The 22401-nt window shown below is 64.3% G+C and carries 28 protein-coding genes; 10 read left to right on the top strand and 18 right to left on the bottom strand.

Translation table 11 applies throughout. From position 1 onward, the window contains the following. Nucleotides 1-55 precede the first annotated feature (55 nt). The 3 genes from B5V03_RS14260 to B5V03_RS41440 form a co-directional block, all read right to left on the bottom strand. Nucleotides 56-529, bottom strand: a complete 474-nt coding sequence (locus tag B5V03_RS14260) for a secondary thiamine-phosphate synthase enzyme YjbQ (protein WP_129270916.1) — start codon at nt 527-529, stop codon at nt 56-58. A 154-nt stretch (nt 530-683) separates the two neighbouring features. Further along, nucleotides 684-1217: a hypothetical protein gene (locus tag B5V03_RS14255; protein WP_129270915.1), complete on the bottom strand. Its 534-nt coding sequence runs from the start codon at nt 1215-1217 to the stop codon at nt 684-686. Between the two features lie 41 nt (nt 1218-1258). Next, complete coding sequence (locus B5V03_RS41440) at nt 1259-1501, bottom strand: hypothetical protein (RefSeq protein WP_164987995.1); 243 nt, start codon at nt 1499-1501, stop codon at nt 1259-1261. A gap of 75 nt (nt 1502-1576) precedes the next feature. Between B5V03_RS41440 and B5V03_RS14245 the strand changes: the two genes are divergently transcribed. The 5 genes from B5V03_RS14245 to B5V03_RS14225 all read left to right on the top strand — a co-directional run bounded on the left by B5V03_RS14245 (nt 1577) and on the right by B5V03_RS14225 (nt 4211). Continuing rightward, on the top strand, nt 1577-1951 hold the full coding sequence (locus B5V03_RS14245) for an AtpZ/AtpI family protein (protein ID WP_129270913.1): 375 nt from the start codon (nt 1577-1579) through the stop codon (nt 1949-1951). A 111-nt stretch (nt 1952-2062) separates the two neighbouring features. Further along, nucleotides 2063-2812: a F0F1 ATP synthase subunit A gene (locus tag B5V03_RS14240; RefSeq protein WP_129270912.1), complete on the top strand. Its 750-nt coding sequence runs from the start codon at nt 2063-2065 to the stop codon at nt 2810-2812. 53 nt (nt 2813-2865) lie between these two features. Beyond that, nucleotides 2866-3096: a F0F1 ATP synthase subunit C gene (locus tag B5V03_RS14235; protein WP_007599451.1), complete on the top strand. Its 231-nt coding sequence runs from the start codon at nt 2866-2868 to the stop codon at nt 3094-3096. Nucleotides 3097-3156: 60 nt separating this feature from the next. After that, nucleotides 3157-3720: a F0F1 ATP synthase subunit B' gene (locus tag B5V03_RS14230; protein WP_129270911.1), complete on the top strand. Its 564-nt coding sequence runs from the start codon at nt 3157-3159 to the stop codon at nt 3718-3720. A gap of 5 nt (nt 3721-3725) precedes the next feature. Next, nucleotides 3726-4211 carry an ATP F0F1 synthase subunit B gene (locus tag B5V03_RS14225; protein WP_129270910.1) on the top strand — a complete coding sequence of 162 codons (486 nt, stop codon included), beginning with the start codon at nt 3726-3728 and terminating at the stop codon, nt 4209-4211. 198 nt (nt 4212-4409) lie between these two features. Here B5V03_RS14225 and B5V03_RS14220 read toward each other — a convergent pair whose 3' ends face one another. The 5 genes from B5V03_RS14220 to B5V03_RS14200 all read right to left on the bottom strand — a co-directional run bounded on the left by B5V03_RS14220 (nt 4410) and on the right by B5V03_RS14200 (nt 9738). Further along, nucleotides 4410-5006 (bottom strand): hypothetical protein, encoded by a 597-nt coding sequence (locus B5V03_RS14220; RefSeq protein ID WP_433995338.1) that lies wholly within the window; start codon nt 5004-5006, stop codon nt 4410-4412. Nucleotides 5007-5199: 193 nt separating this feature from the next. Then, nucleotides 5200-5787 (bottom strand): GNAT family N-acetyltransferase, encoded by a 588-nt coding sequence (locus tag B5V03_RS14215; protein WP_129270908.1) that lies wholly within the window; start codon nt 5785-5787, stop codon nt 5200-5202. A gap of 39 nt (nt 5788-5826) precedes the next feature. Next, nucleotides 5827-7116, bottom strand: coding sequence for a M16 family metallopeptidase (locus B5V03_RS14210; RefSeq protein ID WP_129270907.1), 1290 nt, complete (start codon nt 7114-7116; stop codon nt 5827-5829). Then, complete coding sequence (gene thrC, locus B5V03_RS14205; RefSeq protein ID WP_164987994.1) at nt 7113-8531, bottom strand: threonine synthase; 1419 nt, start codon at nt 8529-8531, stop codon at nt 7113-7115. Before thrC ends, B5V03_RS14210 begins: the two co-directional genes overlap by 4 nt. Nucleotides 8532-9093: 562 nt before the next feature. After that, nucleotides 9094-9738 (bottom strand): response regulator transcription factor, encoded by a 645-nt coding sequence (locus B5V03_RS14200; RefSeq protein WP_129270905.1) that lies wholly within the window; start codon nt 9736-9738, stop codon nt 9094-9096. A gap of 86 nt (nt 9739-9824) precedes the next feature. Here B5V03_RS14200 and B5V03_RS14195 point away from each other — a divergent pair, with 86 nt between their 5' ends. Then, nucleotides 9825-11162 carry an ATP-binding protein gene (locus B5V03_RS14195; RefSeq protein WP_129270904.1) on the top strand — a complete coding sequence of 446 codons (1338 nt, stop codon included), beginning with the start codon at nt 9825-9827 and terminating at the stop codon, nt 11160-11162. Here B5V03_RS14195 and B5V03_RS14190 read toward each other — a convergent pair. The 9 genes from B5V03_RS14190 to coxB form a co-directional block, all read right to left on the bottom strand. Beyond that, nucleotides 11159-11527, bottom strand: coding sequence for a nuclear transport factor 2 family protein (locus tag B5V03_RS14190; protein ID WP_129270903.1), 369 nt, complete (start codon nt 11525-11527; stop codon nt 11159-11161). The two genes, B5V03_RS14195 and B5V03_RS14190, sit on opposite strands and share 4 nt — an antisense overlap. Before the next feature lie 117 nt (nt 11528-11644). After that, the gene (locus B5V03_RS14185; RefSeq protein WP_129270902.1) at nt 11645-12397 is read right to left on the bottom strand and encodes an SURF1 family protein; all 753 of its coding nucleotides are present in this window, start codon (nt 12395-12397) and stop codon (nt 11645-11647) included. Continuing rightward, nucleotides 12394-12795, bottom strand: a complete 402-nt coding sequence (locus B5V03_RS14180) for a DUF983 domain-containing protein (protein WP_129270901.1) — start codon at nt 12793-12795, stop codon at nt 12394-12396. Before B5V03_RS14180 ends, B5V03_RS14185 begins: the two co-directional genes overlap by 4 nt. Nucleotides 12796-12891: 96 nt before the next feature. Then, nucleotides 12892-13788: a cytochrome c oxidase subunit 3 gene (locus B5V03_RS14175; RefSeq protein ID WP_129270900.1), complete on the bottom strand. Its 897-nt coding sequence runs from the start codon at nt 13786-13788 to the stop codon at nt 12892-12894. 80 nt (nt 13789-13868) lie between these two features. After that, the gene (locus B5V03_RS14170) at nt 13869-14513 is read right to left on the bottom strand and encodes a cytochrome c oxidase assembly protein (RefSeq protein ID WP_129270899.1); all 645 of its coding nucleotides are present in this window, start codon (nt 14511-14513) and stop codon (nt 13869-13871) included. Between the two features lie 5 nt (nt 14514-14518). Then, nucleotides 14519-14695 carry a CoxF protein gene (locus B5V03_RS14165; protein WP_129270898.1) on the bottom strand — a complete coding sequence of 59 codons (177 nt, stop codon included), beginning with the start codon at nt 14693-14695 and terminating at the stop codon, nt 14519-14521. Continuing rightward, entirely contained in the window at nt 14692-15636 is a 945-nt protein-coding gene (locus B5V03_RS14160; RefSeq protein WP_129270897.1) for a heme o synthase, read from the bottom strand. The genes B5V03_RS14165 and B5V03_RS14160 overlap by 4 nt, the downstream gene beginning before the upstream one ends. A 61-nt stretch (nt 15637-15697) precedes the next feature. Then, nucleotides 15698-17323: a cytochrome c oxidase subunit I gene (gene ctaD / locus B5V03_RS14155; protein WP_129270896.1), complete on the bottom strand. Its 1626-nt coding sequence runs from the start codon at nt 17321-17323 to the stop codon at nt 15698-15700. Between the two features lie 88 nt (nt 17324-17411). Continuing rightward, a complete protein-coding gene (coxB, locus tag B5V03_RS14150) occupies nt 17412-18254 on the bottom strand; it encodes a cytochrome c oxidase subunit II (protein ID WP_129270895.1) in 843 nt (280 codons plus the stop codon). Between the two features lie 447 nt (nt 18255-18701). On the opposite strand from coxB, the gene B5V03_RS14145 reads away from it, so the two are divergent. Continuing rightward, nucleotides 18702-19247 carry an invasion associated locus B family protein gene (locus B5V03_RS14145; protein WP_433995333.1) on the top strand — a complete coding sequence of 182 codons (546 nt, stop codon included), beginning with the start codon at nt 18702-18704 and terminating at the stop codon, nt 19245-19247. Between the two features lie 16 nt (nt 19248-19263). Here B5V03_RS14145 and B5V03_RS14140 read toward each other — a convergent pair whose 3' ends face one another. Further along, nucleotides 19264-19752 carry a GNAT family N-acetyltransferase gene (locus B5V03_RS14140; protein WP_129270893.1) on the bottom strand — a complete coding sequence of 163 codons (489 nt, stop codon included), beginning with the start codon at nt 19750-19752 and terminating at the stop codon, nt 19264-19266. A gap of 89 nt (nt 19753-19841) precedes the next feature. Between B5V03_RS14140 and tldD the strand changes: the two genes are divergently transcribed. Genes tldD through B5V03_RS14125 form a run of 3 tightly spaced genes read left to right on the top strand, consistent with a single transcriptional unit; the run spans nt 19842 to nt 22400 of the window. Beyond that, entirely contained in the window at nt 19842-21269 is a 1428-nt protein-coding gene (gene tldD / locus B5V03_RS14135; protein WP_129270892.1) for a metalloprotease TldD, read from the top strand. Continuing rightward, entirely contained in the window at nt 21266-22042 is a 777-nt protein-coding gene (gene lepB / locus B5V03_RS14130; protein WP_129270891.1) for a signal peptidase I, read from the top strand. Before tldD ends, lepB begins: the two co-directional genes overlap by 4 nt. A gap of 10 nt (nt 22043-22052) precedes the next feature. Next, a complete protein-coding gene (locus B5V03_RS14125; protein WP_129270890.1) occupies nt 22053-22400 on the top strand; it encodes an MmcQ/YjbR family DNA-binding protein in 348 nt (115 codons plus the stop codon). Nucleotide 22401: the final 1 nt, after the last annotated feature.

The following is a 22401-nucleotide window of genomic DNA, read 5'->3' as shown; positions in this document are numbered from 1 at the left end:
AACGCATCTCTGCAACCGGCCGCGGATCACTCCGCGGCCGGTTTTCTTTCGGGCTCTACTGATTGCTACCGATGAATTGCAGCACGATCTCGCGGCGATGCGGACGAGCACGGTGCTCGACCAGATAGATCGCCTGCCACGTGCCGAGCGCGAGCCTGCCGTTCAGGACGGGGATCTGAAGCGCGGTCTGCGTCAGCATCGTCTTGATATGTGCGGGCATGTCGTCCGGCCCTTCGGTGTCATGCGTCCACCCGGCGTTCTCCGGCGCAAGCCTGGCGAGCGACGTGGTGAGATCGACCAGCACGGAAGGATCGGCGTTCTCCTGGATGGTGAGCGACGCCGAGGTGTGGCGGATGAACAGCGTCAGCGCGCCGTCGCGGCCGTGAACTTCAGTGATGAATTTTGCGGCTTCGCTGGTGAGGTCGGTGAAGCCGCGGCCCGGCGTCTGCACGGTCAGCAGCGACGATGTGACGGTGGTGGCTTGCACGGACGACGGTGGTGAGCGCGTGATGGATTTGGCTGAGGTCATGAAAGGTCTCGATTGATCGAACGCTGCCGTAGGGTAGGCAAAGCGGAGCGTGCCCAAGTCTTCCTTCATCGTTGGAGAGCCATGGTGGGCACGGCGTAAGAACGCCTTTGCCCACCCTACGGCAGCTCAACGCGTGGATAGCGCGGCGGGGTCCTCAAATTTTCCCCGACACGTCCTTCTGCACGCGATTGGCCATGTCGATCAGCCGGCGCCAGGCTTTTTCGAGGAACGACATCACGCGGTCCATGTCCCGGTCGCTCGGCAGCGGGATCTCGATCTTGCGGTCGCCCTCGGCGACCTTTGGTTCTTGTGCCTGCGGCTCCGCCTTCTTCAGCAGGTCGGATTTCGGCAGCGCGTCGTCGATCTTGCCCGACACGGTCGGCCCTGCCGCCAGCTGGCCCTTCAGCTTCTCGACTTCAGCCTGGAGCCGGCCGATCTCGGCGTCGAGCGCGGTCCGTTCGTCCGGCACCGCGTAGCAGGCCCAGCCGGCGCCGTTCCTGCTGCAGATCGACACAGTGCCGGCGCGGGTATCGAGCCGCAGCACGCCCTCGGGGATGGGCGTCATGCTGTAGCGGCCGTTTTCACTGTCGGGCGCGGATTGCGCGGCGACGAGGCCGCCGCCGACGGTGACCGCAGCGAATGCCGCTGCCGCAAGCCATGATGCTGTGGATGAATTCGCTGGTCTCATCGCACTCTCCGCCACGACGCTTCTGCGGCTTCTCTTCAATTCTACACCCCGGCGAGGCAATCTGCCGCCCAAAACGCGCACCCGATATCAACGATCGCAGCGATCCCTTTGATCCCGTCAGCAGGGCGAAATGGCGGCTGCATCCGCCGATCATGAGCACAGCTGCTGCGGTGCGGCGTCACGCTGTGTGCAGCGCTGCCGCACATGCCAATATCGTCAAATAAATCAGATACATAATAGAAAGAGACGCAATCGTGACTTGGCTTGACTTGATTATAGGCCATCAGTATGGTCCGCGCGGCTTTTGAGGGTGGCGGGCGTAATTTCCATTCAGCCGCAGCGTTTCGGGTCTTCGTTGCATGACAAATGGCACGGGACACGGCGAGAATGGAGATCGCGATAGATCGCCCGAGGAAGCTGCGCTTTCCGAACGGCTCGGAAATCTTGACCAGCGGTTGTCCGAATTTCGCGACCGCCACGTCAAGACCGAGCAACCCGCAGGTGACGGTGAAGACAGAGCGGCCAGAGCTTCGGCGATGGCGCTTGGTTTCCGGTTATCCTCCGAGTTGGTCGCCGGTGTCGTTGTCGGAGCGGGGATTGGCTGGGGGTTCGACCGCTTGCTGTCGACGTCGCCTTTCGGATTTATCGTATTCCTGCTGCTGGGCTTCGTGGCCGGCGTGGTGAATGTGGTGAGAACGGCAGGTGCGGGTCAAAACAGGCGCGGTGGTTCTTAAGCGATCCGCCCAGGAGAGGAATGATCGTACCGGCCTCGCCGGTACGGGCCGGCCCGGCCGGCACACCGAGACCCGCCGGCATTGCCCGGCAGACCAAGAGATGCCGCGCTGATGAAAATCGACCCGATCCACCAGTTCAACATCGAGCCTCTCTTCACCCTGGGCCATATCGGCAATCACACGATCGCCTTCACCAATTCGTCGCTCTACATGCTGGTGGCGGTCGCGATCATCTCGATCCTGATGCTCGCCAGCGGCACGCAGCTGGTTCCCGGGCGCCTGCAGTCGGTCGCCGAGATCTCCTACGAATTCGTCGCCTCGACCATCCGCTCGACGGCCGGCTCGGAAGGCATGAAGTTCTTTCCGCTGATCTTCTCGCTGTTCATGTTCATCTGCGTCTCGAACCTGGTCGGCATCATTCCCTACACCTTCACGATCTCGAGCCATCTGATCGTGACCGCCGCGCTGGCGCTGCTGGTGTTCTTCACCGTCCTGATCTACGGCGTTGCCAAGAACGGCCTGAAATTCTTCTCGATCTTCGTGCCCCACGGCGTCCCCGGCTACATCCTGCCGCTGGTGATGTTCATCGAGATCCTGTCGTTCTTCCTACGGCCGGTCTCCCACAGCGTCCGTCTGTTCGCCAACATGCTGGCCGGCCACATCGCGCTGAAGGTGTTCGCGGGCTTCGTCGCCATGCTCGGCTTCTCGCTCGGGGCGCTGGGCTGGATCGGCGGCGTGCTGCCGCTGGCGCTCACGGTCGCGCTGTACGCACTCGAGATTCTGGTCGCGTTCCTGCAGGCCTATGTGTTCGCGATCCTGACCTGCATCTACCTCAACGACGCCATTCATCCGGGACACTAAGCGGTCCGGGGAATTTCCACCCACAACCCAATCTTTCTTCCAAGGAGTCTAAAATGGATCCGGCAGCAGCAAAACTTATCGGCGCGGGCATCGCATGCATCGGCATGGGCGGCGCGGGCGTCGGTGTGGGCGTGATCTTCGGCAACTACCTCGCCGCAGCCGTTCGCAACCCGTCGGCTGCTCAGGGCCAGTTCGGCAACCTGATCTTCGGCTTCGCCGTGACCGAAGCGCTCGGCATTTTCTCGCTGCTGATCGCGCTGCTGCTGCTGTTCGTTCCGCTCTGAGGACGACTTTTCGCGCCGCTTCAACCGAAGCGGCGCGCATGACGGCAACAGGAGTAATCCATGGCTGAAAGTCATGGCGGGGCGAAAAGTCCGGCGGCGGGCGCCCACACCGAGGCCGAAGGCGGTCACGGTGGCGGTTTTCCGCCGTTTGAGAGCAGCACCTACGCTTCACAGCTGGTCTGGCTCGCGATTTTCTTCGTCGCGCTTTACGTGATCGTGTCCAAGCTCGCTCTGCCGAAGGTCGGCGGTGCGATCGAGGCGCGTCAGAACAAGATCGAGGGCGACCTCACCGAGGCGCAGACGCTGAGGGACCAGTCCGACGCGGCGCTGAAGGCCTATGAAGGCGAGCTCGCTTCGGCGCGCTCGCGGGCGCAGGCGATCGGCAACGAATCCCGCGACAAGGCGAACGCGCAGGCGGACGCCGAGCGCAAGACGCTGGAAGAGCAGCTGGCGGCCAAGCTCGCCGGGGCGGAGAAGACCATCGCCGCGACCCGCGCCACCGCCATGAGCAACGTCCGCGGCATCGCGGCCGATGCGGCAGGCCAGATCGTGCAGCAGCTGACCGGCGTCGTTCCCGACGCTGGGTCGGTCAATGCCGCGGTCGATGCGTCCCTGAAAGGTTAGTCGAGATGTTCTTCGATCCTGAAACCTGGGTCGCCATTGCCTTCGTGATCCTGATGGTCTTGTTCGGCTATCTCGGGGTCTTCAAGAAGGCGATGGTTGCGCTCGACCATCGCGCCGACCGCATCAAGGCCGAGCTCGACGACGCGACGCGCCTCAAGCAGGAAGCGGCCAAGGTGCTTGCCGACTACAAGGTACGCAGCGCCACGGCCGAGCGCGAGGCAGCCGACATCATCGCCAACGCCAAGTCCGAAGCCGAGCGCATCGCGACCGAGGCCAAGGCGAAGATGGAAGACTTCGTCGCCCGCCGCACCAAGACCGCGGAGAGCAAGATCGCGCTCGCCGAAGCCCAGGCGCTGGCCGATGTCCGCGCCGCAGCGGCGGAAGCCGCCGTCCAGGCCGCCTCCACGATCCTGTCGCAGTCAGTCAAGGGCCAGGTCGCCGACGATCTGCTCGCCAAGGGCATCACCGAGGTCCGGCAGAAGCTGAACTGAGGGATTTCGCCTTCACCAATCAAAAAGCCGGCGCATGAGCGCCGGCTTTTTTGTTGGCTGTGTGAAAGACGCTCGTGTCCGCGGCCGGCATGAAATGACGCGACGCTGAGCCGGGACCCAGTTTGCCGCGGCATGGGCCCCGGCTCAGCAGCGCACCGCTGAAGAAGCGCTGCGCTGCGTCCGGGGCACGAGCCCTCCTTACTTCTTCTTCGGCCTTGCCTTCGGCTCGGGCGCGAGCGCCTGCGGGTCGAAGCCGACATAGAAGACGTAGGAATCGGCATCCTTGGCCGAGGGCACCGGATAGGACAGATCCTCGGCGACAAAGGTGAAGGGCACGCTGCCGCCCTCGGTCATCTCGACCGTGGTCCGGTAGGCCTTCGAGGCGATCACCTTCTCGCCGACTCCGCCGTGCACCACGGCGATACGCAAGGGGACCTCGACAGTCGCAGGCGCACCGGCGGGACCGGCGATGACACGGCCCTGGATGCCGATCCGGGCCGTGATGCCCTCGGCGCTGCGGGCGCATTCACGCGCCATCTTGGTGATCGAGGCCTGGAAGCGGATCTCGTTGCCGACGGCCGGCTTGCCGGTGGCGCCAACCGCGTAGGTCGAGGCCCCCGCGCGAACCGTGACCTGCGGGCAATCGAGATCGTCCTCGGCCGGCTGGCCGGGCGCAGGCGGCGGCTTGGGCGGGGCCGGCTCGTCGGACTTGCCGCCGAACAGGCCCTTGAAGCGGTCGGTGAGCGACTGGGCCGCCACCGGCGAGACGGAGGCGAGCGCAAGTGACACCGCCAGCGCGATCCCCGTCCCACGCCACAACGCATTTCGCGATGACCGAAGCTCCTGCACTCTCAACGCCCGTACTCCATGACAATTGTCCGGCCGATCGCCGGCCGGGGCATGCGCGTTATATCGCCAAAATCGGCGAACCCAAGGCAGCAGCAATCAAGGCAGCACGACGAGACTTTGGCCACATGAATGAACGGGCTCAGCCGCGGAAATCCTCGTGCAGCAGGCCGAACAGCAAATGGTCCTGCCAGACCCCGTTGATGCAGAGATAGCGGCGCGCCAGCCCCTCGCGGGAGAAGCCGCACTTCTCAAGAACCCGGATCGACGGCGCATTGGTCGGGATGCAGGCGGCCTCGACCCGGTGCAAATTGAGCTCGCCGAACAGCGTCGGCAGCAGCACCCGCAGCGCCGCCGTCATGTAGCCGCGATGGGCATGGGGCTTGCCAACCCAATAGCCGATGGTGCCGGCCTGGACGATGCCGCGGCGGACATTGGCGAGCGTGATGCCGCCGACCATGGCGCCGTCGAGCTCGCGGAAGATCAGGAAGGGATAGGAGCGGTCCGCGGAGATGTCCTCGGAATAGCGGCGCAGCCGGCGGCGGAAGCCGGACCTGGTGAGATCGTCCGACGGCCAGATCGGCTCCCAAGGCGTCAAATAATCGCGGCTGGACTCGCGCAAATGCGCCCATTGCAGAAAGTCCGACATCTGCGGCGCGCGCAGCAGGAGCCCGTTGCCGCGCGGAGCGAGGGCGGCGGGTCCACTGGATGGCAGGCGAAAGAGGGCCATGGTGATGCTTCCCGGGGCAGATCAGCCCGTGCGCGGCTCCTAATGCAGCCGCGCTTTGGCACGTGCCCGCGTCAATCCTTCCGCAAAAGACACCGCCGTGTCCAGACCCCTGCCACTGCCTAATGCGACAACTGCAGGGCGGCTCCGCGAAAGCAGTGCACGCGCCGCATCCCGGGTCGATTCGACGCTGACGGCGTCGATCCGGGCCACCAGCTCCTCAACCGTCTGCGGCCGGCCATAGGCCAGCACGTGCCGGGCGAGTTGCTCGGCACGGGACGAGCAGCTCTCCAGCGCCATCAGGAGGCCCGCCTTCATCTGCGCCTTGGCCCGTGCGATCTCGCCCTCGGTCAGGGTCTCCACCGAATCGTTCATGATGTCGACCACGACCTCCATCATCTCCGGCGCGTCGGCCGGATCGGTCCCGGTGTAGAGCCCGAAGAAGCCGGTGTCGGTATAAGGCGCGTGGAAGCTGTAGATCGAGTAACAGAGGCCGCGTTTCTCGCGCACCTCCTGGAACAGCCGCGACGACATTCCGCCGCCGAGGATGTTGGTGAAGACTTGAAGCGAAAAAAGAGACAAGTCGCCCTGCGGCACGCCTTCCAGCGCCAGCGTCAGATGCGCTTGCTCGAGCTCGCGATGCACTACCTTGGTGCCGCCCTTGCCGAACTGAGCTGCCTGCGGCTTCGGACCCGGCGTCCCCTCAAAGCTCGCAAAGCGCTTCTCGACCTCGGCGACCACCTGCTTGTGATCGACCGCACCGGCCGCCGCCACCACCATGTCGGGGCCGCGATAATGCGTCGAGAGATAGTCGCGCAGCGAATCGCGGTTGAAGGCGCGCAAGGTCTTGGCGGTACCGAGCAGCGAGCGGCCCATCGGCTGGTCGGGATAGCAGAGCTCGTTGAGATGCTCGAACACGACGTCGTCGGGCGTGTCCTGCGCAGCACCAATCTCCTGCACGATGACGTTCTTCTCGCGCTCGAGCTCGTCGGGCTCGAAGGCGGGATTGGCGAGGATGTCGGCGAGCACGTCGAGCGCCAGCGGCACGTCGGCCTTCAGCACCCGCGCATAATAGGACGTGGTCTCGGTCGAGGTGCCGGCATTGAGGTCGCCGCCGACCGCCTCGATCTCCTCGACGATCTCGCGCGAGGAGCGCTTGGTCGTGCCTTTGAACGCCATGTGCTCGAGCAGATGCGAAATGCCGTGCTCGTTCGGCTTCTCGTCGCGCCCGCCAACGCCGGCCCAGACGCCGAGCGACGCGGTTTCGAGATGGGGCATCTTGTCGGTGACGACGGTCAGGCCGGAGGCAAGCTTGGAAATCTCGACGCTCATCCGGCAACTCCTTGTTTTGCGGCGCGGCTGACCGACAGCACGAACCGCTCGACCTCGGCCTGGTCGTTCTTCATCACCTTCATGTGTTCGGATTTGGTCATGAGACCGTCGAGCCAAGCCGGCAGTTGCGGTCGCTGGCCGCAGGCCGCGTCGACGGCATCGGGGAATTTGGCGGGATGGGCGGTGGATAGCACGATGCTGGGAACCGTCGTATCCGTGGTGTCGCGGTCGGCGACCGCGAGTGCGACTGCGGTATGGGGATCGACCAGCTCACCCGCCTCGCGCCAGGCGGCGCGGATCGCAGCCGCGGTCTCGGTCTCGTCGGCGCGGCCGGCGTCGAACTCCTCGCGGATCGCGGCGAGCGTTGCGTCGGGCAGCACGAAGCGCCCCGACTGCTTCAACGAGTCCATGAGACGGCGCACGGCGGCGGCATCGCGTTTGCCTGCTTCGAACATCAATCGCTCGAAATTCGAGGAGATCTGGATGTCCATGGACGGCGACGCGGTGGCATGCACCTCGCGCACCTCGTAAATGCCGGTCTTGAGCGTGCGGGCGAGGATGTCGTTGACGTTGGCGGCGATGCGCAGCGTCCGCACCGGAAGCCCCATGCGCTTGGCGACATAGCCGGCAAAGATGTCACCGAAATTGCCGGTCGGCACGACGAAGTCCACCGCGCGCGCCGGTGCACCGACGGCAACGGCGGAGGTGAAATAGTAGACCACCTGGGCGACGATACGCGCCCAATTGATGGAATTGACGCCGGAGAGCGAGGTCGCATCGCGGAAGCGATGGTTGTTGAACATCGCCTTCACGAGCGCCTGGCAGTCGTCGAAATTGCCTTCGACGGCGAGCGCATGAACGTTCGCCGCGCCCGTCGTCGTCATCATCCGCCGCTGCACCTCGGAGATGCGGCCGTGCGGAAATAGCACGATGAGATCGACGTTCTCGAGGCCGGCAAAGGCATCGACTGCGGCACCGCCGGTGTCGCCTGACGTCGCGACCACGATGGTGGTGCGCTGGCCGCGCTTGGCGAGCACGTGGTCCATCAGCCGCGAGATCAGCTGCATCGCCACGTCCTTGAAGGCGAGCGTCGGGCCGTGGAACAGCTCCAGCACGAACTGATGCGGCGACATCTGGCGCAGCGGCACCACGGCCGGATGGCGGAAGGTGGCATAGGCCTCGTTAGCCATGCGGCCGAGCTCGGCATCCGAAATCTCGCCGCCGACGAAGGGACGGATCACGTCGACCGCGACCTCCCAATAGGGACGGCCGAAGAAGCCGGCGATGGCCTCCGTCGAAAGTTGCGGCCAGGTCGCCGGCACATACAGGCCGCCGTCACGGGCGAGCCCGGTCAGCATCACATCGCAGAAGCCGAGTTCGGGGGCCTCGCCCCGGGTCGAGATATAACGAGTCAAACTGCCCTCCAAAGGCCGGCCGCGCCGAAGCTCGACCCGTAAGCCTTTGATTTTATGAAACTACTTATCAACAGCCAGAGGCTTTGGGCCACCATAAAGTGTTTTGCGGCATCGGGAAACCGCTTCCCGCGTGCCCCCTGTCCAACGAAAAAGGGCTGCGGCGATGCCGCAGCCCTTCTCTTGGAAGGTCTGTCGTTGTGTGCAGACCAGTTTGGCTCGTCCGGCGCGCCGGCCCGCTAAAACTGTCGACCGAAGCTTTCGTCGCCTGTCACGAAATCGTCAAGGGCGAAAACGACGAGAGCGGGAAGATGTTCCTGTTTTTCCCGATGCGGTTCAGCTTCCGCGAACGCATCGGGCGACCATCCTGACCTGCAATTCCCCTTTTTCCCGACATCTTGGGCCACCTCAGGAACGTTTTGTCGCCTCGGCCGATTGTGTCGGCGGATGGTATCGGCGGTGTCCATGCATTGCCCGGCTGCACGCCGAAACCGCTCCGCCCCCACCGAACCGGCTGCATCCTGGAGCAGCCGGTTCGGTGCTCAGGCCGCCAGTGCCCGGGGCGTCAATTCATGCCGATTTCCACCGCGATCCGGATCAGGTCGGAATGGTTCTTCGCCCCCAGCTTCTGCTTGAGCAGGGACGTGGTGTTGGCGACGGTCTTGTAGGAGATACCGAGCGCCTCGGCGACCTCGACGATCTTGTCGCCGCGGCCGAGCAGGCGGAGAATTTCGAGCTCCCGCGGCGTCATCTGCGAGGCCGGATTGGCCTTGATCGCGGCGCCGGAGAAGGTCACGGCCTCCGCGAGCTGCGGCGAGATGTAATTGTCGCCCGCGACCACCTTGCGGACCGCCTTGAGCAGGATCCGGGGATCGTCGCCCTTGGAGACATAGCCCTGCGCCCCCAGCTCGACCGCCCGCACCACGAAGGCCGGATCGTCGTTCATGCTGAACATGATGATCTTGGCGTCGGGATCGTCCTTGCGGATCCGCCGCATCAGCTCGAAGCCGGAAACATCGGGCAGGCTGATGTCGATCACGGTGACGTCGGGCCGCTTGCTGATATAGGCACGATGCCCGGATTTGGCGTCCGTCGCCTCGTCAATGCGGATCGAATGGTCGGATGCGAAAAGGGTGCGGCAACCTGACAGCACTACGGGGTGGTCGTCGACGATCAGGACCCTGGTCGCCAGCTTGGCGGTATCTTGCATGGCGCACTCTCTTGTTTTTCGACTCATAAACCGGCGGGAACAAATGGAAAGAGAAAATCCCGCCAATGCGCGTTAGAATTGACCTAATGTGGCGACGGCTCCCCTTCAGAACCCAATTGTTTCTCCCGCTCGGCCTGAGCTTTCTCGCCGCGCTGGCGATGGGCGGCGTGCTGCTCCAGACATTCGCCACAAGCCAGCTGGCGGACGAGAACGAGCCGGGCCGGCGCTCGACCCGAACTATCGCCGTAGCGCTCAACGACGCCCTCGGCGCATCGGACAATCCGCGGAAAACGCTCGACGCGTTTGTCCGTTCTCTGGGCACCTCCTCGGATATCCAATTCCATCCTGTGGGTGCGGGTCCTTCGCCTTCCGTCAGGGACGGTCTGCGGAATGTACATGGCGTGCCGCAATGGTTCATCGACTTGATCGCCATCCCGGACCTGGACGCAGCATTTCCCGTCATCATCGATGGCAGGCATGTCGGCGACATCGTGTTCATGCCCGACCTGTCGGCCGATCTATTCGAGAAATGGATTGGTCTGGTTGCGCTGGCCGGCTTCATCGCTGCGCTCACGACACTCACCGGCGTTACTGCTTTTGCATTTTCCGGATCGGTTCTGCGCCCCTTACAAAATCTTGGTGCAGGCCTTACCCGAATCCGTCGTGGCGATTACGCGACGCCGATCCCGGTGAAGGGGCCGCCGGAAATCCGGCAGAGCTGCGAGGAAGCCAATGCGCTGGCGACGACGCTGGCGCGGTTGAGTCAGGACAATCGCGACCTGCTGCACCGCCTGGTGTCGCTTCAGGACGACGAGCGGCGTGATCTCGCCCGCGAATTGCATGACGAGCTCGGCCCACTGCTGTTCAGCATCCGCGCCGGCACGATCGCGCTGAGCGAGGCCTCGCCGGCGGGAAATCTCGGCAACTCTGTGCTGGAGGTGATGCGGTCGGTCGAAGCGCTCCAGCAGACCAACCGCCGCATCCTCGACCGGCTGCGGCCGCTCTATATCGAGGAATTGGGACTCGAAACCAGCATCCAGACGCTGCTCCAGAACTTTCGCAGGCAGGCGCCGCATATCGGCCTGACGGCCACCGTCGATCCTGATCTAAACCGGATCGACCGGCCGCTGGCCCAGACCGTCTATCGCGTGATCCAGGAGGCGCTGACCAACGTGCTGCGCCATGCCGGGGCGAGCACTGCCGATGTGCAGGTGGCCATTTCCGGCGAAATGCTCGCCATCGAGATATCCGACGACGGTGGGGGCTTTCCCGAGGGCAACGTCTTCGGCCGCGGCCTGACCGGCATGCACGAGCGCGTGCGTGCGCTCAGCGGATCGCTGTCATTGCTGCGCGCGGACGAACGGACCTATGTGCGCTGCCGTTTGCCGGTGCAGGCGGCGAGAGACGAACCGCCGCGTAGCTAACACACGCAGCCGTCGTGCGCGTTCTGTCTCGCCGGCTCGCAAACCGTGCTGTGGATCTTGCCTTCCGCGCTGAAGCGAAACGAGGCGTGAATGCGCAGCGAGCCCGCGACGGAATATTCGAGATCGATACCGTCAGCCGCCGGATTGATCTCCTCCAGACCGAAGCCGGCCGAGGAGAACGCGCTGAGCCGCGGTCTCCAATAGGTTTCGAGCTCGCGACGTCCGCAATAGGAAAAGTGCGTGCCGTTGCAGGTGCATTTGACTTCGGCGTCGTCGGCATAGAGGTCGAGCAGCGTTGCGAGGTCGCCCTTGCGACAGGCATCCAGCCAATCGACGACAATTCCCATCTGATCGAAATCGCTCAACGCCAACATCCTGTCTGCCGCGAAAATTCACGTGCGGCTTAGGATCACCCTCGTGAACATGCGCTGAATAATAAACCCCGGGCGATACCGGGTTCCCTCCGGGAACCTACGGACAATTCAACCCGGTCTTCGTCCCCTCACCCAGACGCCGAATGCAATCAGCACCGCGCCCGCGAGCGCGAACCAGGTGATGGCGTATTGCAGATGATCGTCCTTCAGATGCACGTCGAGCGGTCCAGGACGCGGAATGCCATTCTCGGGCACTGGCCGCTCCAGATCGATGTAGAACGGCGCGACCGTGCCCCAGCCGAGCGCCCGGGACATGGCGAGATGATCGCGAGTGAACCACAGCCGTTTGTCATGCTCAGCGTCAGGCATCAGCACGCTGGCTGCCTCGGGGAAGCGGACGTAGCCGGTCAACATCGCCGGCTTGTTGGTAACGAGCCGCGCGACCGCCCGATCCTGCAGGGCGCGGTCCTGTTGGGTGTTCGGCACGAAGCCCGCGTTGACCGCGACCATATCGCCGCCGGGCAGCCGTGCGGGAAGGAAAGCCCAGGTGCCGGGACCGGAAATGTCGGAGCGGATGGCGGAGCCGGAACTGTAGACCATGGCATCCAGACGGGACTCGTAGGTCGCCGCAAAAGTGACCCGGCGGAACTCGTCCCGCTCCGGCGTCAGCGAGCTCCATTGCGACGGCGGCGGCAACGCAACAGGTGCCGCCGCGAGGCGCTCGGTCAATGCTGCGATCAACTGATGTTTCGCGACGCGCCGCTGCAATTGCCAGAGGCCGAGCGCGACGCACACGGCGGCGAGGAAAAGCGTGAACAGCGCGAAGCCGGCCACGCGAGGCTTGCGTGCGGTCTCGTTCATTTCGCGCGGTCGACCAGCCGGCCCGGTGCCGCCTTGTGGTGGAATTGCAGCGCGATCAGCAGCGACTTCATCGCGCGCAGCGGCAACAGCGTGGTGGCGAGGATCAACGGCAGCCACAGCACCGCGTGCAGCCAGTACGGCGGCTGGTATTTGACCTCGACGACGAGCGCGCAGCCGACCACGATCGCGCCGGCCAGCATGATGATGAAGATCGCAGGGCCATCGCCAGTGTCGATAAAGGCATAGTCGAGGCCGCAGCGGTCGCAGGACGGCGCGAGCGTCAGGAAGCCCGCATAGAGCTTGCCCTGGCCGCAGCCCGGGCATTTGCAGGCAAGCCCGCGCATCGCGCTCTGCAGGACGGTGGTTTCGGGCTCGGACTTGCCGGCGGTGTCGTTCATGTCGCGGACCCTATCACAGTTTCCGCCAGAACTTCCGGCGGCCGAAAAGCGAAAGGGCGGCCCTGCGGCCGCCCTTTCTGATCAATCAGTCGCGGCTCAGTGCGCGCCGTGCGCCATGGACTCGGCGCCGTGTCCCCACACATAGATGCAGAGGAACAGGAACAGCCACACCACGTCAACGAAGTGCCAGTACCAGGCAGCAAACTCGAAACCGAGATGCTGCGTCGGCGTGAAGTGGCCGGCGTAAGCGCGGAACAGGCAGACCAGCAGGAAGATGGTGCCGACCAGCACATGGAAGCCGTGGAAGCCGGTCGCCATGAAGAAGGTCGCGCCATAGACGTTGCCGGCGAAGGAGAACGCCGCGTGGCTGTACTCATAGGCCTGCACGCAGGTGAAGAGCGCACCGAGCACGACGGTGAGGATGAGGCCGTATTTCAGGCCCTGGCGATCGTTCTCGAGCAGCGCGTGGTGTGCCCAGGTCACCGTGGTGCCTGACGTCAGCAGGATCAGCGTGTTGAGCAGCGGCAGATGCCAGGGGTCGAAGGTCTCGATGCCGTGCGGCGGCCAGGTGCCAGGGACTGCGCAGGCGCCGGCCGCAGTGCCGAGTCCGCAACCGAACACCGCGTCGCGGGTGGCGTGGACGGCGTCGGCGGGGAACAGCGCCGCGTTGAAATAGGCCCAGAACCAGGCCACGAAGAACATCACCTCGGAGGCGATGAACAGGATCATGCCGTAGCGGTGATGGATCTGCACGACACGGGTGTGGTCGCCCTTGTACTGGGCTTCCTTGATCACGTCGCCCCACCAGCTCGCCATCGTGTAGAGCACGCCGACGGTGCCGACACCGAAGATGATCGGCGCGGCCGAGAACATGTGGTGCATCCAGGTGATCGCACCGACCGCCATGATGAAGGCCGAGATGGAGCCGACGACGGGCCACGGAGAGGGATCGACCAAATGGTAGTCGTGATGCTTGCCTTGCGCCGTAGCCATTTCCGTCTCTCTCCTCAATCCCGTGCCTATCAGGCACTTATCCCCTTGTGTCCAACCCCCCGCGGCTTGAAGCCCGGCGATCAGAGATTTCCCTTGCGCTTGTCGTCGTCGCCCGATGCCAGCGGCTTCACCACCGGATCCTTCACCGGATAGAACGTGTAGGACAGCGTGATCGTGTTCAGCCCGTCGTTCTCGTGGTCGTCGGCGATCGACGGATCGACATAGAACACGACCGGCATCTCCCGCTTCTCGCCGGGCGCCATGGCCTGCTCGGTGAAGCAGAAGCAGTTGATCTTCTGGAAGTAGGAGCCGACCGTCAGCGGCGCGACATTGTAGGCGGCCTGGCCAGCGGTGGTCCGCGCGGCCTGGTTGGTCACGGTGTAAAAGACGGTCACGACCTGGCCGATATTGACCTCGATCTCGTTCTGCTCCGGCTCGAACTTCCAGGGCAGGCCGGGCGCGACATTGGAATCGAAGCGCACCGCGATTTTTCGCGCGATCGGGCCGCTTGCGGGCGCGGAGGTCGCGACCTGGGTCGTGCCGTTGAAGCCGGTGGCGCGGCAGAACCAGTTGTAGAAGGGCACCGCCGCGTAGGAAGCGCCGACCATCAGCGCGACCACGCCGCCGCAAATCGAGGCGACCAGCACGTCACGACCGAAGCCTCTGGAACGCCCCTTGGTGGCGATCCGGCTCTGATCCCGCGATATGGTCGGCTCGTGATCCATGTTTCCTACATCGGCCGGACGAGCACTGCCGGTCCCTTGACCATGGTAACGGCGAAGAACAGCACCACGAGGACGCCGAGCGCCAAAGCAATGGCAATGGAGCGCTGGCGACGGCTCTTCTTCTGCGCCTCGGTGAGGACGATTCCATCTATCTCGGGTTTGTCGGCCATTTCAGCGATCATGCGCCCCCAACCATCGGAGCAAGCGCCCGGAACACGACCTCGGCCAGCAGGGTCGCGAACAGCGCGAACAGATACAGGATCGAGAAGGCAAACAGTTTTCGCGTCGCGCGCAGCGACTGGCTGCGCTCGCGGCGGATGTAGACGTTGATCGCGAGCACCAGCATGCCAGCACCGAGGATCAGCGAGACGATGCCGTAGACGGCGTCGAAATAGCCGAGCGCCCAGGGCGCGGCGGCGACCGCGATCAGCACGATGGTGTAGAGCAGGATCTGGAGACGCGTCGCATCAGGACCCGCGACATTGGGCAGCATCGGAATGCCGGCGCGCGCATAGTCGTCGGAGCGGAACAGCGCCAGCGCCCAGAAGTGCGGCGGGGTCCAGAAGAAGATGATGGCGAACAGCAGCAGCGGCTCGACGTCGACGGTGCCTGTGACCGCGGCCCAGGCCACCACAGGTGGCAGCGCGCCGGCCGCGCCGCCGATCACGATGTTCTGCGCGGTCCAGCGCTTCAGGCCCATCGTGTAGATCACGACGTAGAAGAAGATGGTGAAGGCAAGCAGCGCGCCCGCGATCCAGTTGACGAGGATGCCGAGCGTCATCACCGAGAAGAAGGCGAGCGTCATGCCGAACGTCATCGCCTCGGGCTTCGTGATGCGGCCGCGCGGGATCGGCCGGTTCGCCGTGCGCGACATCTTGGCGTCGATGTCGCCTTCCAGCGCCATGTTGAGCGCGCCGGAGGCGCCGGCACCGACCGCGATGCAGAGCAGCGAGGTGATCGCCAGCACCCAGTGGAAATGTCCGGGCGCCATCGCCATGCCGACCAGCGCAGTGAAGATCACCAGCGACATCACCCGCGGCTTCAGCAGCGCGAGATAATCGCCAACCTCCGCTTCGGAGATGCGGGGATTGATGTCGATGGCGTTGTGGTCGAGGACGGACACTGACTTTAACTCGCTTCGTTATGGAGCCGCGGCGCCCGTGACGGGCGCCGCGAGAGATCGATTACTGCACGCGGGGCAGCACTTCGAACTGATGGAAGGGCGGCGGCGAGGACAGCGTCCACTCCAGCGTGGTCGCACCTGCACCCCACGGATTGTCGGCAGCCGGCACCTTTTTCGCGAAGGCGTCGATCACGCAATAGAGGAAGATCAGCACGCCGAAGCCGGAGATGTAGGAGCCGACCGACGAGACCAGGTTCCAGCCCGCGAACGCGTCGGGATAGTCGACATAGCGGCGCGGCATGCCGGACAGGCCGAGGAAGTGCTGCGGGAAGAACACCAGATTGACGCCGATGAAGGTGACCCAGAAGTGCGCCTTGGCCAGCGTCTCGTTGTACATGTAGCCCGACATCTTCGGGAACCAGTAGTACCAGCCGGCAAAGATCCCGAACACCGCGCCGAGCGACAGCACGTAGTGGAAGTGCGCGACGACGTAGTAGGTCTCCTGCAGCACGCGGTCGACGCCGGCATTCGCCAGCACGACGCCCGTGACGCCGCCGACGGTGAACAGGAAGATGAAGCCCACCGCCCAGATCATCGGCGCGCGGAACTCGATCGAGCCGCCCCACATCGTGGCGATCCACGAGAAGATCTTCACGCCGGTCGGTACCGCAATCACCATCGTCGCGGCGACGAAGTAGGCCTGCGTCGCCGAGGACATGCCGACCGTGTACATGTGGTGCGCCCACACCACGAAGCCGATGCCGCCGATCGCGACCATGGCGTAGGCCATGCCGAGATAGCCGAACACGGGCTTGCGCGAGAAGGTCGAGACGATCTGGCTGACCATGCCGAAAGCCGGCAGGATCAGGATGTACACTTCGGGGTGGCCGAAGAACCAGAACAGATGCTGGAACAGCACGGGGTCGCCGCCACCGTCGGGCGCGAAGAACGTCGTGCCGAAATTGCGGTCGGTGAGCAGCATGGTGATCGCACCGGCGAGTACTGGCAGCGACAGCAGCAGCAGGAACACCGTCACCAGGATCGACCACACGAACAGCGGCATCTTGTGCAGGGTCATGCCCGGCGCGCGCATGTTGAAGATGGTGGTGATGAAGTTGATGGCGCCGAGGATCGACGAGGCACCCGCCAGATGCAGCGACAGGATCGCGAAGTCGACGGCCGGGCCCGGATGCCCCGAGCTCGACAGCGGCACATACATGGTCCAGCCGGCGCCGACACCGTTGGCACCCGGCTCACCCTCGACGAAGGTCGACATCAGCAGCAGCGCGAAGGAGGCCGGCAGCAGCCAGAACGAGATGTTGTTCATGCGCGGGAACGCCATGTCGGGCGCGCCGATCATCAGCGGCACGAACCAGTTGCCGAAGCCGCCGATCATCGCGGGCATGACCATGAAGAAGATCATGATCAGGCCGTGAGAGGTCACGAACACATTGTAGGTGTGCGTCTCGTGGAAGATCTGCACGCCCGGATACATCAGCTCGGCACGGATCGCGATCGACATCGCGGCACCGATGACGCCGGCGATGACCGCGAAGATCAGGTACATCGTGCCGATGTCCTTGTGGTTGGTCGAATAGACGTAGCGGCGCCATCCGGTCGGATGGGCGTGCTCGTCATGTCCGTGGTCTTGCGCGTGATCGCCGTGTGCCGCTGCGCTCGTTGCCATTTTCAAATCCTGCCTTGCGTCCCATGCGGACCTTATGCGGTCCCGCCCTTTATATCGCTTTCAGTCCCCTCGAGCCGTCGCCCGGCGCTTACTGCGTCGGCCCTGCCGCGGAGGCGTAGCTGCTGGTGCCGCCGCTCGCATATTTCTTCTTCGCCGTCTCGACCCAGGAGGCGAACTCCTTGTCCTCCACGACGCGAATCGCGATCGGCATGAAGGCGTGATCCTTGCCGCAGAGCTCCGAGCACTGGCCGTAGAACATGCCGACCTTGGTGGCCTTGAACCAGGTCTCGTTCAGCCGCCCCGGAATGGCGTCGATCTTGACGCCGAAAGCCGGCAGCGCGAAGGCGTGGATGACGTCTGCGCCGGTCACCTGGACACGAACCACCTTGTTCACCGGCACGACCATCTCGTTGTCGACGCCGAGCAGGCGGGGCTGCTTGTCCTGGGCCATCAGCGAGTCGAACTCGAACTTGCCGTTGTCAGGGTAGGCATAGGACCAGTACCACTGCTTGCCGGTCGCCTTGATGGTGATATCCGCCTTCGGCACGTCAAGCTCAAGGAACAGCAGGCGAAACGACGGCACCGAGATACCGACCAGGATCAGGACCGGAACCAGCGTCCAGGCCACCTCGATCAGCGTGTTGTGGGTGGTCCGCGACGGCACCGGATTGGCCTTCGCGTTGAACTTCATGACCACGATCACCAGCAGCGCCAGAACGAACAGCGTGATCAGCGTGATCAGCACGAACAGGAAGTTGTGGAACCAGACGATGTTATCCATCACCGGAGAGGCGGATTGCTGAAGCGTCCACTCCCACGGTGCCGGTTGCCCGAGCTCGGCGGCGAATGCCGCACCGCCCGTCGCCAGCGTCAGACCCGCCACGGCCAATCCCAGCAAGTGTCGGCCGACCTGGCCCATCGACATCCTCATGCCGTTCGCGCTCCCCTAACGAAATCACCCCGAGTGCATCCCCCTATTTCCGGGAAACGCTTATTCGATCCGCCCGTCTGACAAACCGCCGCGCAAGAATACCTCTAAGAGGAATTGGGGCCAGATCGTGAGAACGCCGAAATCAAGCCTCTCAAACCATAATTCTTGATCTATCGCAATGCAGTCTTGAGCCGGGTCTGTCAGCCATCACCCGCAAGATATTTCCTAGTAAGATCAGACAAAAATACCGTTTCCCGGGATGCCGCCGCTTGACAGCGGAAATGCCCGTTGTAGGCACTGGCAGACAGCCGCGCAGGAACCTGATTCGTGCGGGCGATGGCAGTGTGGGCGGCGCGGAATTTGCTTGCGAATCGCCTTCAAGACGCCGTCATTCCCGTATGAGTCCACCCGCGCAAGCGACCTAGGCGAGCAGAGGGACCGACCCCGATGGGGCTTTCGAGATGCATGGCAAGGCCGGATAGCAGCCTCAACGCGCTGATCGGCCTCCTGGCCGCCGCCCTCCTCCTCGTCCTGTTCGTGTTCTTGCCGGGCCTCGCCCATGCGCAGGGCGCGGTGCGCTCCGTCCACGGCGACTGGCAGATCCGCTGCGACACCCCGCCGGGCGCCCAGACCGAGCAATGCGCCCTGATCCAGAGCGTGGTGGCCGAAGACCGCTCCAATGCCGGCCTCACCGTGATCGTGCTCAAGACAGCCGACCAGAAGAGCCGCCTGATGCGCGTGGTCGCCCCGCTCGGCGTCCTCTTGCCTTCCGGCCTCGGCCTCAAGCTCGACAACCAGGATGTCGGCCGCGCCGGCTTCGTCCGCTGCCTGCCCAATGGCTGCGTCGCCGAGGTCGTCATGGACGACAAGCTGCTGGGCCAGCTCCGCAGCGCCAAGACCGCGACTTTCATCATCTTCGAGACGCCCGAGGAAGGCATCGGCTTCCCGCTCAGCCTGAACGGGCTGGGTGAGGGGTATGACAAGTTGCCGTAGAGCGGCGGGTTGGGCCTCAGAACAGCACGGACATCATCACGACATCGTGGAGACCGCCGTCAACCTGGACGGCAGCGCGCTGACATCCCTCGACTTCAAACCCAACCTTCTTGTACAGTACGATCGCGTTGACGTTGTCGCGCCGGACCGTCAGCTCGACGCGACGGAATCCAAACGCCTTCGCCGCATCGAGAGCCCTCAGCATCAGCCTCTCGCCAAGCCCCTGCCGCCGGAACGCCGGCAGCAAGGCGATCCCGAGCACGCCGCCATGTGCATGCACCGGCCGCGCCTTACGAACCACGTCACACCAGCCAACCACCTCCCCCGCCGAAAGCGCTACAAACTGCGGATAGCCGTTCGCGATGTTGTCCAGAACAAAGGCCCGCGTGGATACGATCGGAGGCGCCTCGAGGAAGGCCAAATAGCGCCGTTCCCGCGCAACCGTATCGAGCGCACGGTGGAAGCTTTCGATATGCGCTTCGGATATCGCAATGATTTCAATCATGTCGTTTCCGTAATGTGACGGCCCGCCCTCTCGCCGAACGGCCGGGAAGCCATTATCTTGCCAGACATCTCTCCGACAATGGGTGATCGATGACCAACCCTGCCACAACCTCCCTGCTCGACCGCGCCAATCTCGACCGCGACCAGGTTCGCAACGAGCTCGCGCGCGGGCTTGCCGGCGCCGACGACGGCGAATTGTTCCTGGAATACAGCCAGACCGAAGCGCTGATGTTCGACAATGGGCGGCTGAAGCAGGCGACCTACGACACCTCGCAGGGTTTTGGCTTACGCGCGGTCAAGGATGATGCCGTGGGCTACGCCCACTCCTCCGACGTGTCGCTGCCGGCGCTGATTCGCGCCGCTGACGCGGTCGCGGCGGTGCGCGGCGGCTATTCCGGCAGTTTTGCCGCGCCGCCCCCTCACACCAATGTACGGCTCTATGCCGACGACAATCCGCTCGATGCGCCGGGCTTCGAGACGAAAGTCAAACTGCTCGCCGAGATCGACGCCTATCTGCGCGACAAGGATCCGCGGGTGCGGCAGGTCAGCGTCAGCCTGGGCGCGACCTGGCAGGTCGTCGAGATCCTGCGTCCCGACGGCGAGAGCTATCGCGACATCCGCCCGCTGGTGCGCGTCAACGTCTCCGTCGTCGCCGGCCAGGGCGACCGTCAGGAGAGCGGCAGCAAGGGTTATGGCGGTCGCGCCGGCTATGCCGAATTCATCGAGAGCAAGAACTGGCGCGACGCCGCCGACGGTGCGCTGCGCGAGGCGCTGGTCAATCTCGAATCAATTCCGGCCCCCGCCGGCGAGATGGACGTCGTGCTTGGTGCCGGCTGGCCCGGCGTGATGCTGCATGAAGCCGTCGGCCACGGCCTCGAGGGCGACTTCAATCGCAAGAAGACGTCTGCGTTTGCCGGCCTGATGGGCCAGCAGGTCGCGGCCAAGGGCGTCACCGTCGTTGACGACGGCACCATCGCCTCGCGCCGCGGCTCGCTGTCGATCGACGACGAGGGCACGCCGACCAACCGCACCGTGCTGATCGAGGACGGCATCCTGGTCGGCTACATGCAGGACCGCCAGAACGCGCGGCTGATGAACATGAAGCCGACCGGCAATGGCCGCCGCCAGGGCTACGCCCATGTGCCGATGCCGCGCATGACCAACACCTACATGCTCGCGGGCGACCGCGATCCGGCCGAGATCCTCGCCTCGGTGAAGAACGGCGTGTTCGCCGCGAATTTCGGCGGTGGTCAGGTCGACATCACCTCGGGCAAGTACGTGTTCCAGTGCACCGAGGCCTACAAGATCGAGAACGGCAAGATCGGCGCGCCGCTGAAGGGCGCCATGCTGATCGGCAACGGGCCGACCGATTTGCATCGCATCCGCATGATCGGCAACGACCTCGCGCTCGATACCGGCATCGGCACCTGCGGCAAGAACGGCCAGGGCGTGCCTGTCGGTGTCGGCCAGCCCTCTCTTCTGATGGAGCGTATTACGGTGGGTGGAACGGGCGCATGAGCGTTGAGAAGGTAACTGTCGCTCCCAAGCGGAAGAGCAGCGGCTGGGCCGGCCAGCTGATGCAGCTCGCCGGCATCGTCGCCGCCGTGTTCATCGCCAAGGGCGCACTCGCCGAGCCGTTCTACGTGCCGTCAGGCTCGATGGAGCCGACGCTGCTGATCGGTGACGCGCTGCTCGCCTCGAAATTCCCCTATGGCTACGGCACCTCGTCGCTGCCGATCCAGATCAACCTGCCCGAGACCGGTCGCGTCTTCGCCGAGACGCCGAAGCAGGGTGACGTCGTGGTGTTCCGCTGGCCGGGCGATCGCTCGCAGGCCTGGGTCAAGCGCGTGGTGGGACTTCCCGGTGACCGCATCCAGATGCGTCAGGGCCAGCTCTTCATCAACGACCGTCCCGCCGAGTTGAAGCCGGATGGCGTTGGCGCTGCCGAGGACGACAATGGCGGCAGCGAGCCCGCCTACCGCTATATCGAGACCCTGCCGAACGGCGTGTCGCATCTGATCTTCAAGATGCGCGACAACGGCCCGCTCGACAACACGCCCGAAGTGAAAGTGCCACCCGGCCATCTCTTCGTGCTCGGCGATAACCGCGACAATTCCGCCGACAGCCGCGTGCCGCTGCGCTCCGGCGGCGTCGGCCTGTTGCCGATCGACAATCTGGTCGGCCGTGCGGATGCCGTGCTCGGCTCCTGGGATCTCGGTATGCGCGGCCAGCCGGTGTGGACCTGGCTGTCCGGTTTCAGGCTCGCGCGGTTCTTCACCGCCGTGCACTGAGCTGATCCCAATGACCTTCGACGACGTCAGAAAATTTGCGTTGACGTGGCCGGAGGTCGAGGACGGCACCTCCTACGGGACGCCCGCTCTGAAGGTGCGCGAGAAGATGCTGGCGCGCCTGAAAGAGGATGGCGACAGCCTGGTGATGCCTGATGTCCCGATCGACGAGCGCGCGATGCTGGTCGAGAGCCAACCAAAAATCTTCTACTTCACTGACCACTACGCCGATTATCCGATCGTGCTGATCCGCCTGTCCAAGGCGAAGCGCGCGGTCGTGGAGCCGTTTCTGCGGCGGCGCTGGCGCACGCTCGCATCGAAGGCGGCGCGCGCAGATTATGATGCAGGCATGCGCGCGTGAC

It is taken from the genome of Bradyrhizobium betae (assembly GCF_004123905.1).
Classification (GTDB): Bacteria; Pseudomonadota; Alphaproteobacteria; order Rhizobiales; family Xanthobacteraceae; genus Bradyrhizobium; species Bradyrhizobium betae_A.
The sequence above is the reverse complement of the archived record's forward strand: the minus strand, read 5'-3'. Positions and strand labels throughout refer to the sequence as shown.

Excerpts from the sequence above, each read along its gene's own strand:
- B5V03_RS14260 (WP_129270916.1), bottom strand. The coding sequence starts at position 529 with ATGACCTCAGCCAAATCCATCACGCGCTCACCACCGTCGTCCGTGCAA.
- B5V03_RS14255 (WP_129270915.1), bottom strand. The coding sequence starts at position 1,217 with ATGAGACCAGCGAATTCATCCACAGCATCATGGCTTGCGGCAGCGGCA.
- B5V03_RS41440 (WP_164987995.1), bottom strand. The coding sequence starts at position 1,501 with ATGGCCTATAATCAAGTCAAGCCAAGTCACGATTGCGTCTCTTTCTAT.
- B5V03_RS14245 (WP_129270913.1), top strand. The coding sequence starts at position 1,577 with ATGACAAATGGCACGGGACACGGCGAGAATGGAGATCGCGATAGATCG.
- B5V03_RS14240 (WP_129270912.1), top strand. The coding sequence starts at position 2,063 with ATGAAAATCGACCCGATCCACCAGTTCAACATCGAGCCTCTCTTCACC.
- B5V03_RS14235 (WP_007599451.1), top strand. The coding sequence starts at position 2,866 with ATGGATCCGGCAGCAGCAAAACTTATCGGCGCGGGCATCGCATGCATC.
- B5V03_RS14230 (WP_129270911.1), top strand. The coding sequence starts at position 3,157 with ATGGCTGAAAGTCATGGCGGGGCGAAAAGTCCGGCGGCGGGCGCCCAC.
- B5V03_RS14225 (WP_129270910.1), top strand. The coding sequence starts at position 3,726 with ATGTTCTTCGATCCTGAAACCTGGGTCGCCATTGCCTTCGTGATCCTG.
- B5V03_RS14215 (WP_129270908.1), bottom strand. The coding sequence starts at position 5,787 with ATGGCCCTCTTTCGCCTGCCATCCAGTGGACCCGCCGCCCTCGCTCCG.
- B5V03_RS14210 (WP_129270907.1), bottom strand. The coding sequence starts at position 7,116 with ATGAGCGTCGAGATTTCCAAGCTTGCCTCCGGCCTGACCGTCGTCACC.
- B5V03_RS14200 (WP_129270905.1), bottom strand. The coding sequence starts at position 9,738 with ATGCAAGATACCGCCAAGCTGGCGACCAGGGTCCTGATCGTCGACGAC.
- B5V03_RS14195 (WP_129270904.1), top strand. The coding sequence starts at position 9,825 with ATGTGGCGACGGCTCCCCTTCAGAACCCAATTGTTTCTCCCGCTCGGC.
- B5V03_RS14185 (WP_129270902.1), bottom strand. The coding sequence starts at position 12,397 with ATGAACGAGACCGCACGCAAGCCTCGCGTGGCCGGCTTCGCGCTGTTC.
- B5V03_RS14180 (WP_129270901.1), bottom strand. The coding sequence starts at position 12,795 with ATGAACGACACCGCCGGCAAGTCCGAGCCCGAAACCACCGTCCTGCAG.
- B5V03_RS14175 (WP_129270900.1), bottom strand. The coding sequence starts at position 13,788 with ATGGCTACGGCGCAAGGCAAGCATCACGACTACCATTTGGTCGATCCC.
- B5V03_RS14170 (WP_129270899.1), bottom strand. The coding sequence starts at position 14,513 with ATGGATCACGAGCCGACCATATCGCGGGATCAGAGCCGGATCGCCACC.
- B5V03_RS14165 (WP_129270898.1), bottom strand. The coding sequence starts at position 14,695 with ATGATCGCTGAAATGGCCGACAAACCCGAGATAGATGGAATCGTCCTC.
- ctaD (WP_129270896.1), bottom strand. The coding sequence starts at position 17,323 with ATGGCAACGAGCGCAGCGGCACACGGCGATCACGCGCAAGACCACGGA.
- coxB (WP_129270895.1), bottom strand. The coding sequence starts at position 18,254 with ATGAGGATGTCGATGGGCCAGGTCGGCCGACACTTGCTGGGATTGGCC.
- B5V03_RS14145 (WP_433995333.1), top strand. The coding sequence starts at position 18,702 with ATGGGGCTTTCGAGATGCATGGCAAGGCCGGATAGCAGCCTCAACGCG.
- B5V03_RS14140 (WP_129270893.1), bottom strand. The coding sequence starts at position 19,752 with ATGATTGAAATCATTGCGATATCCGAAGCGCATATCGAAAGCTTCCAC.
- tldD (WP_129270892.1), top strand. The coding sequence starts at position 19,842 with ATGACCAACCCTGCCACAACCTCCCTGCTCGACCGCGCCAATCTCGAC.
- lepB (WP_129270891.1), top strand. The coding sequence starts at position 21,266 with ATGAGCGTTGAGAAGGTAACTGTCGCTCCCAAGCGGAAGAGCAGCGGC.
- B5V03_RS14125 (WP_129270890.1), top strand. The coding sequence starts at position 22,053 with ATGACCTTCGACGACGTCAGAAAATTTGCGTTGACGTGGCCGGAGGTC.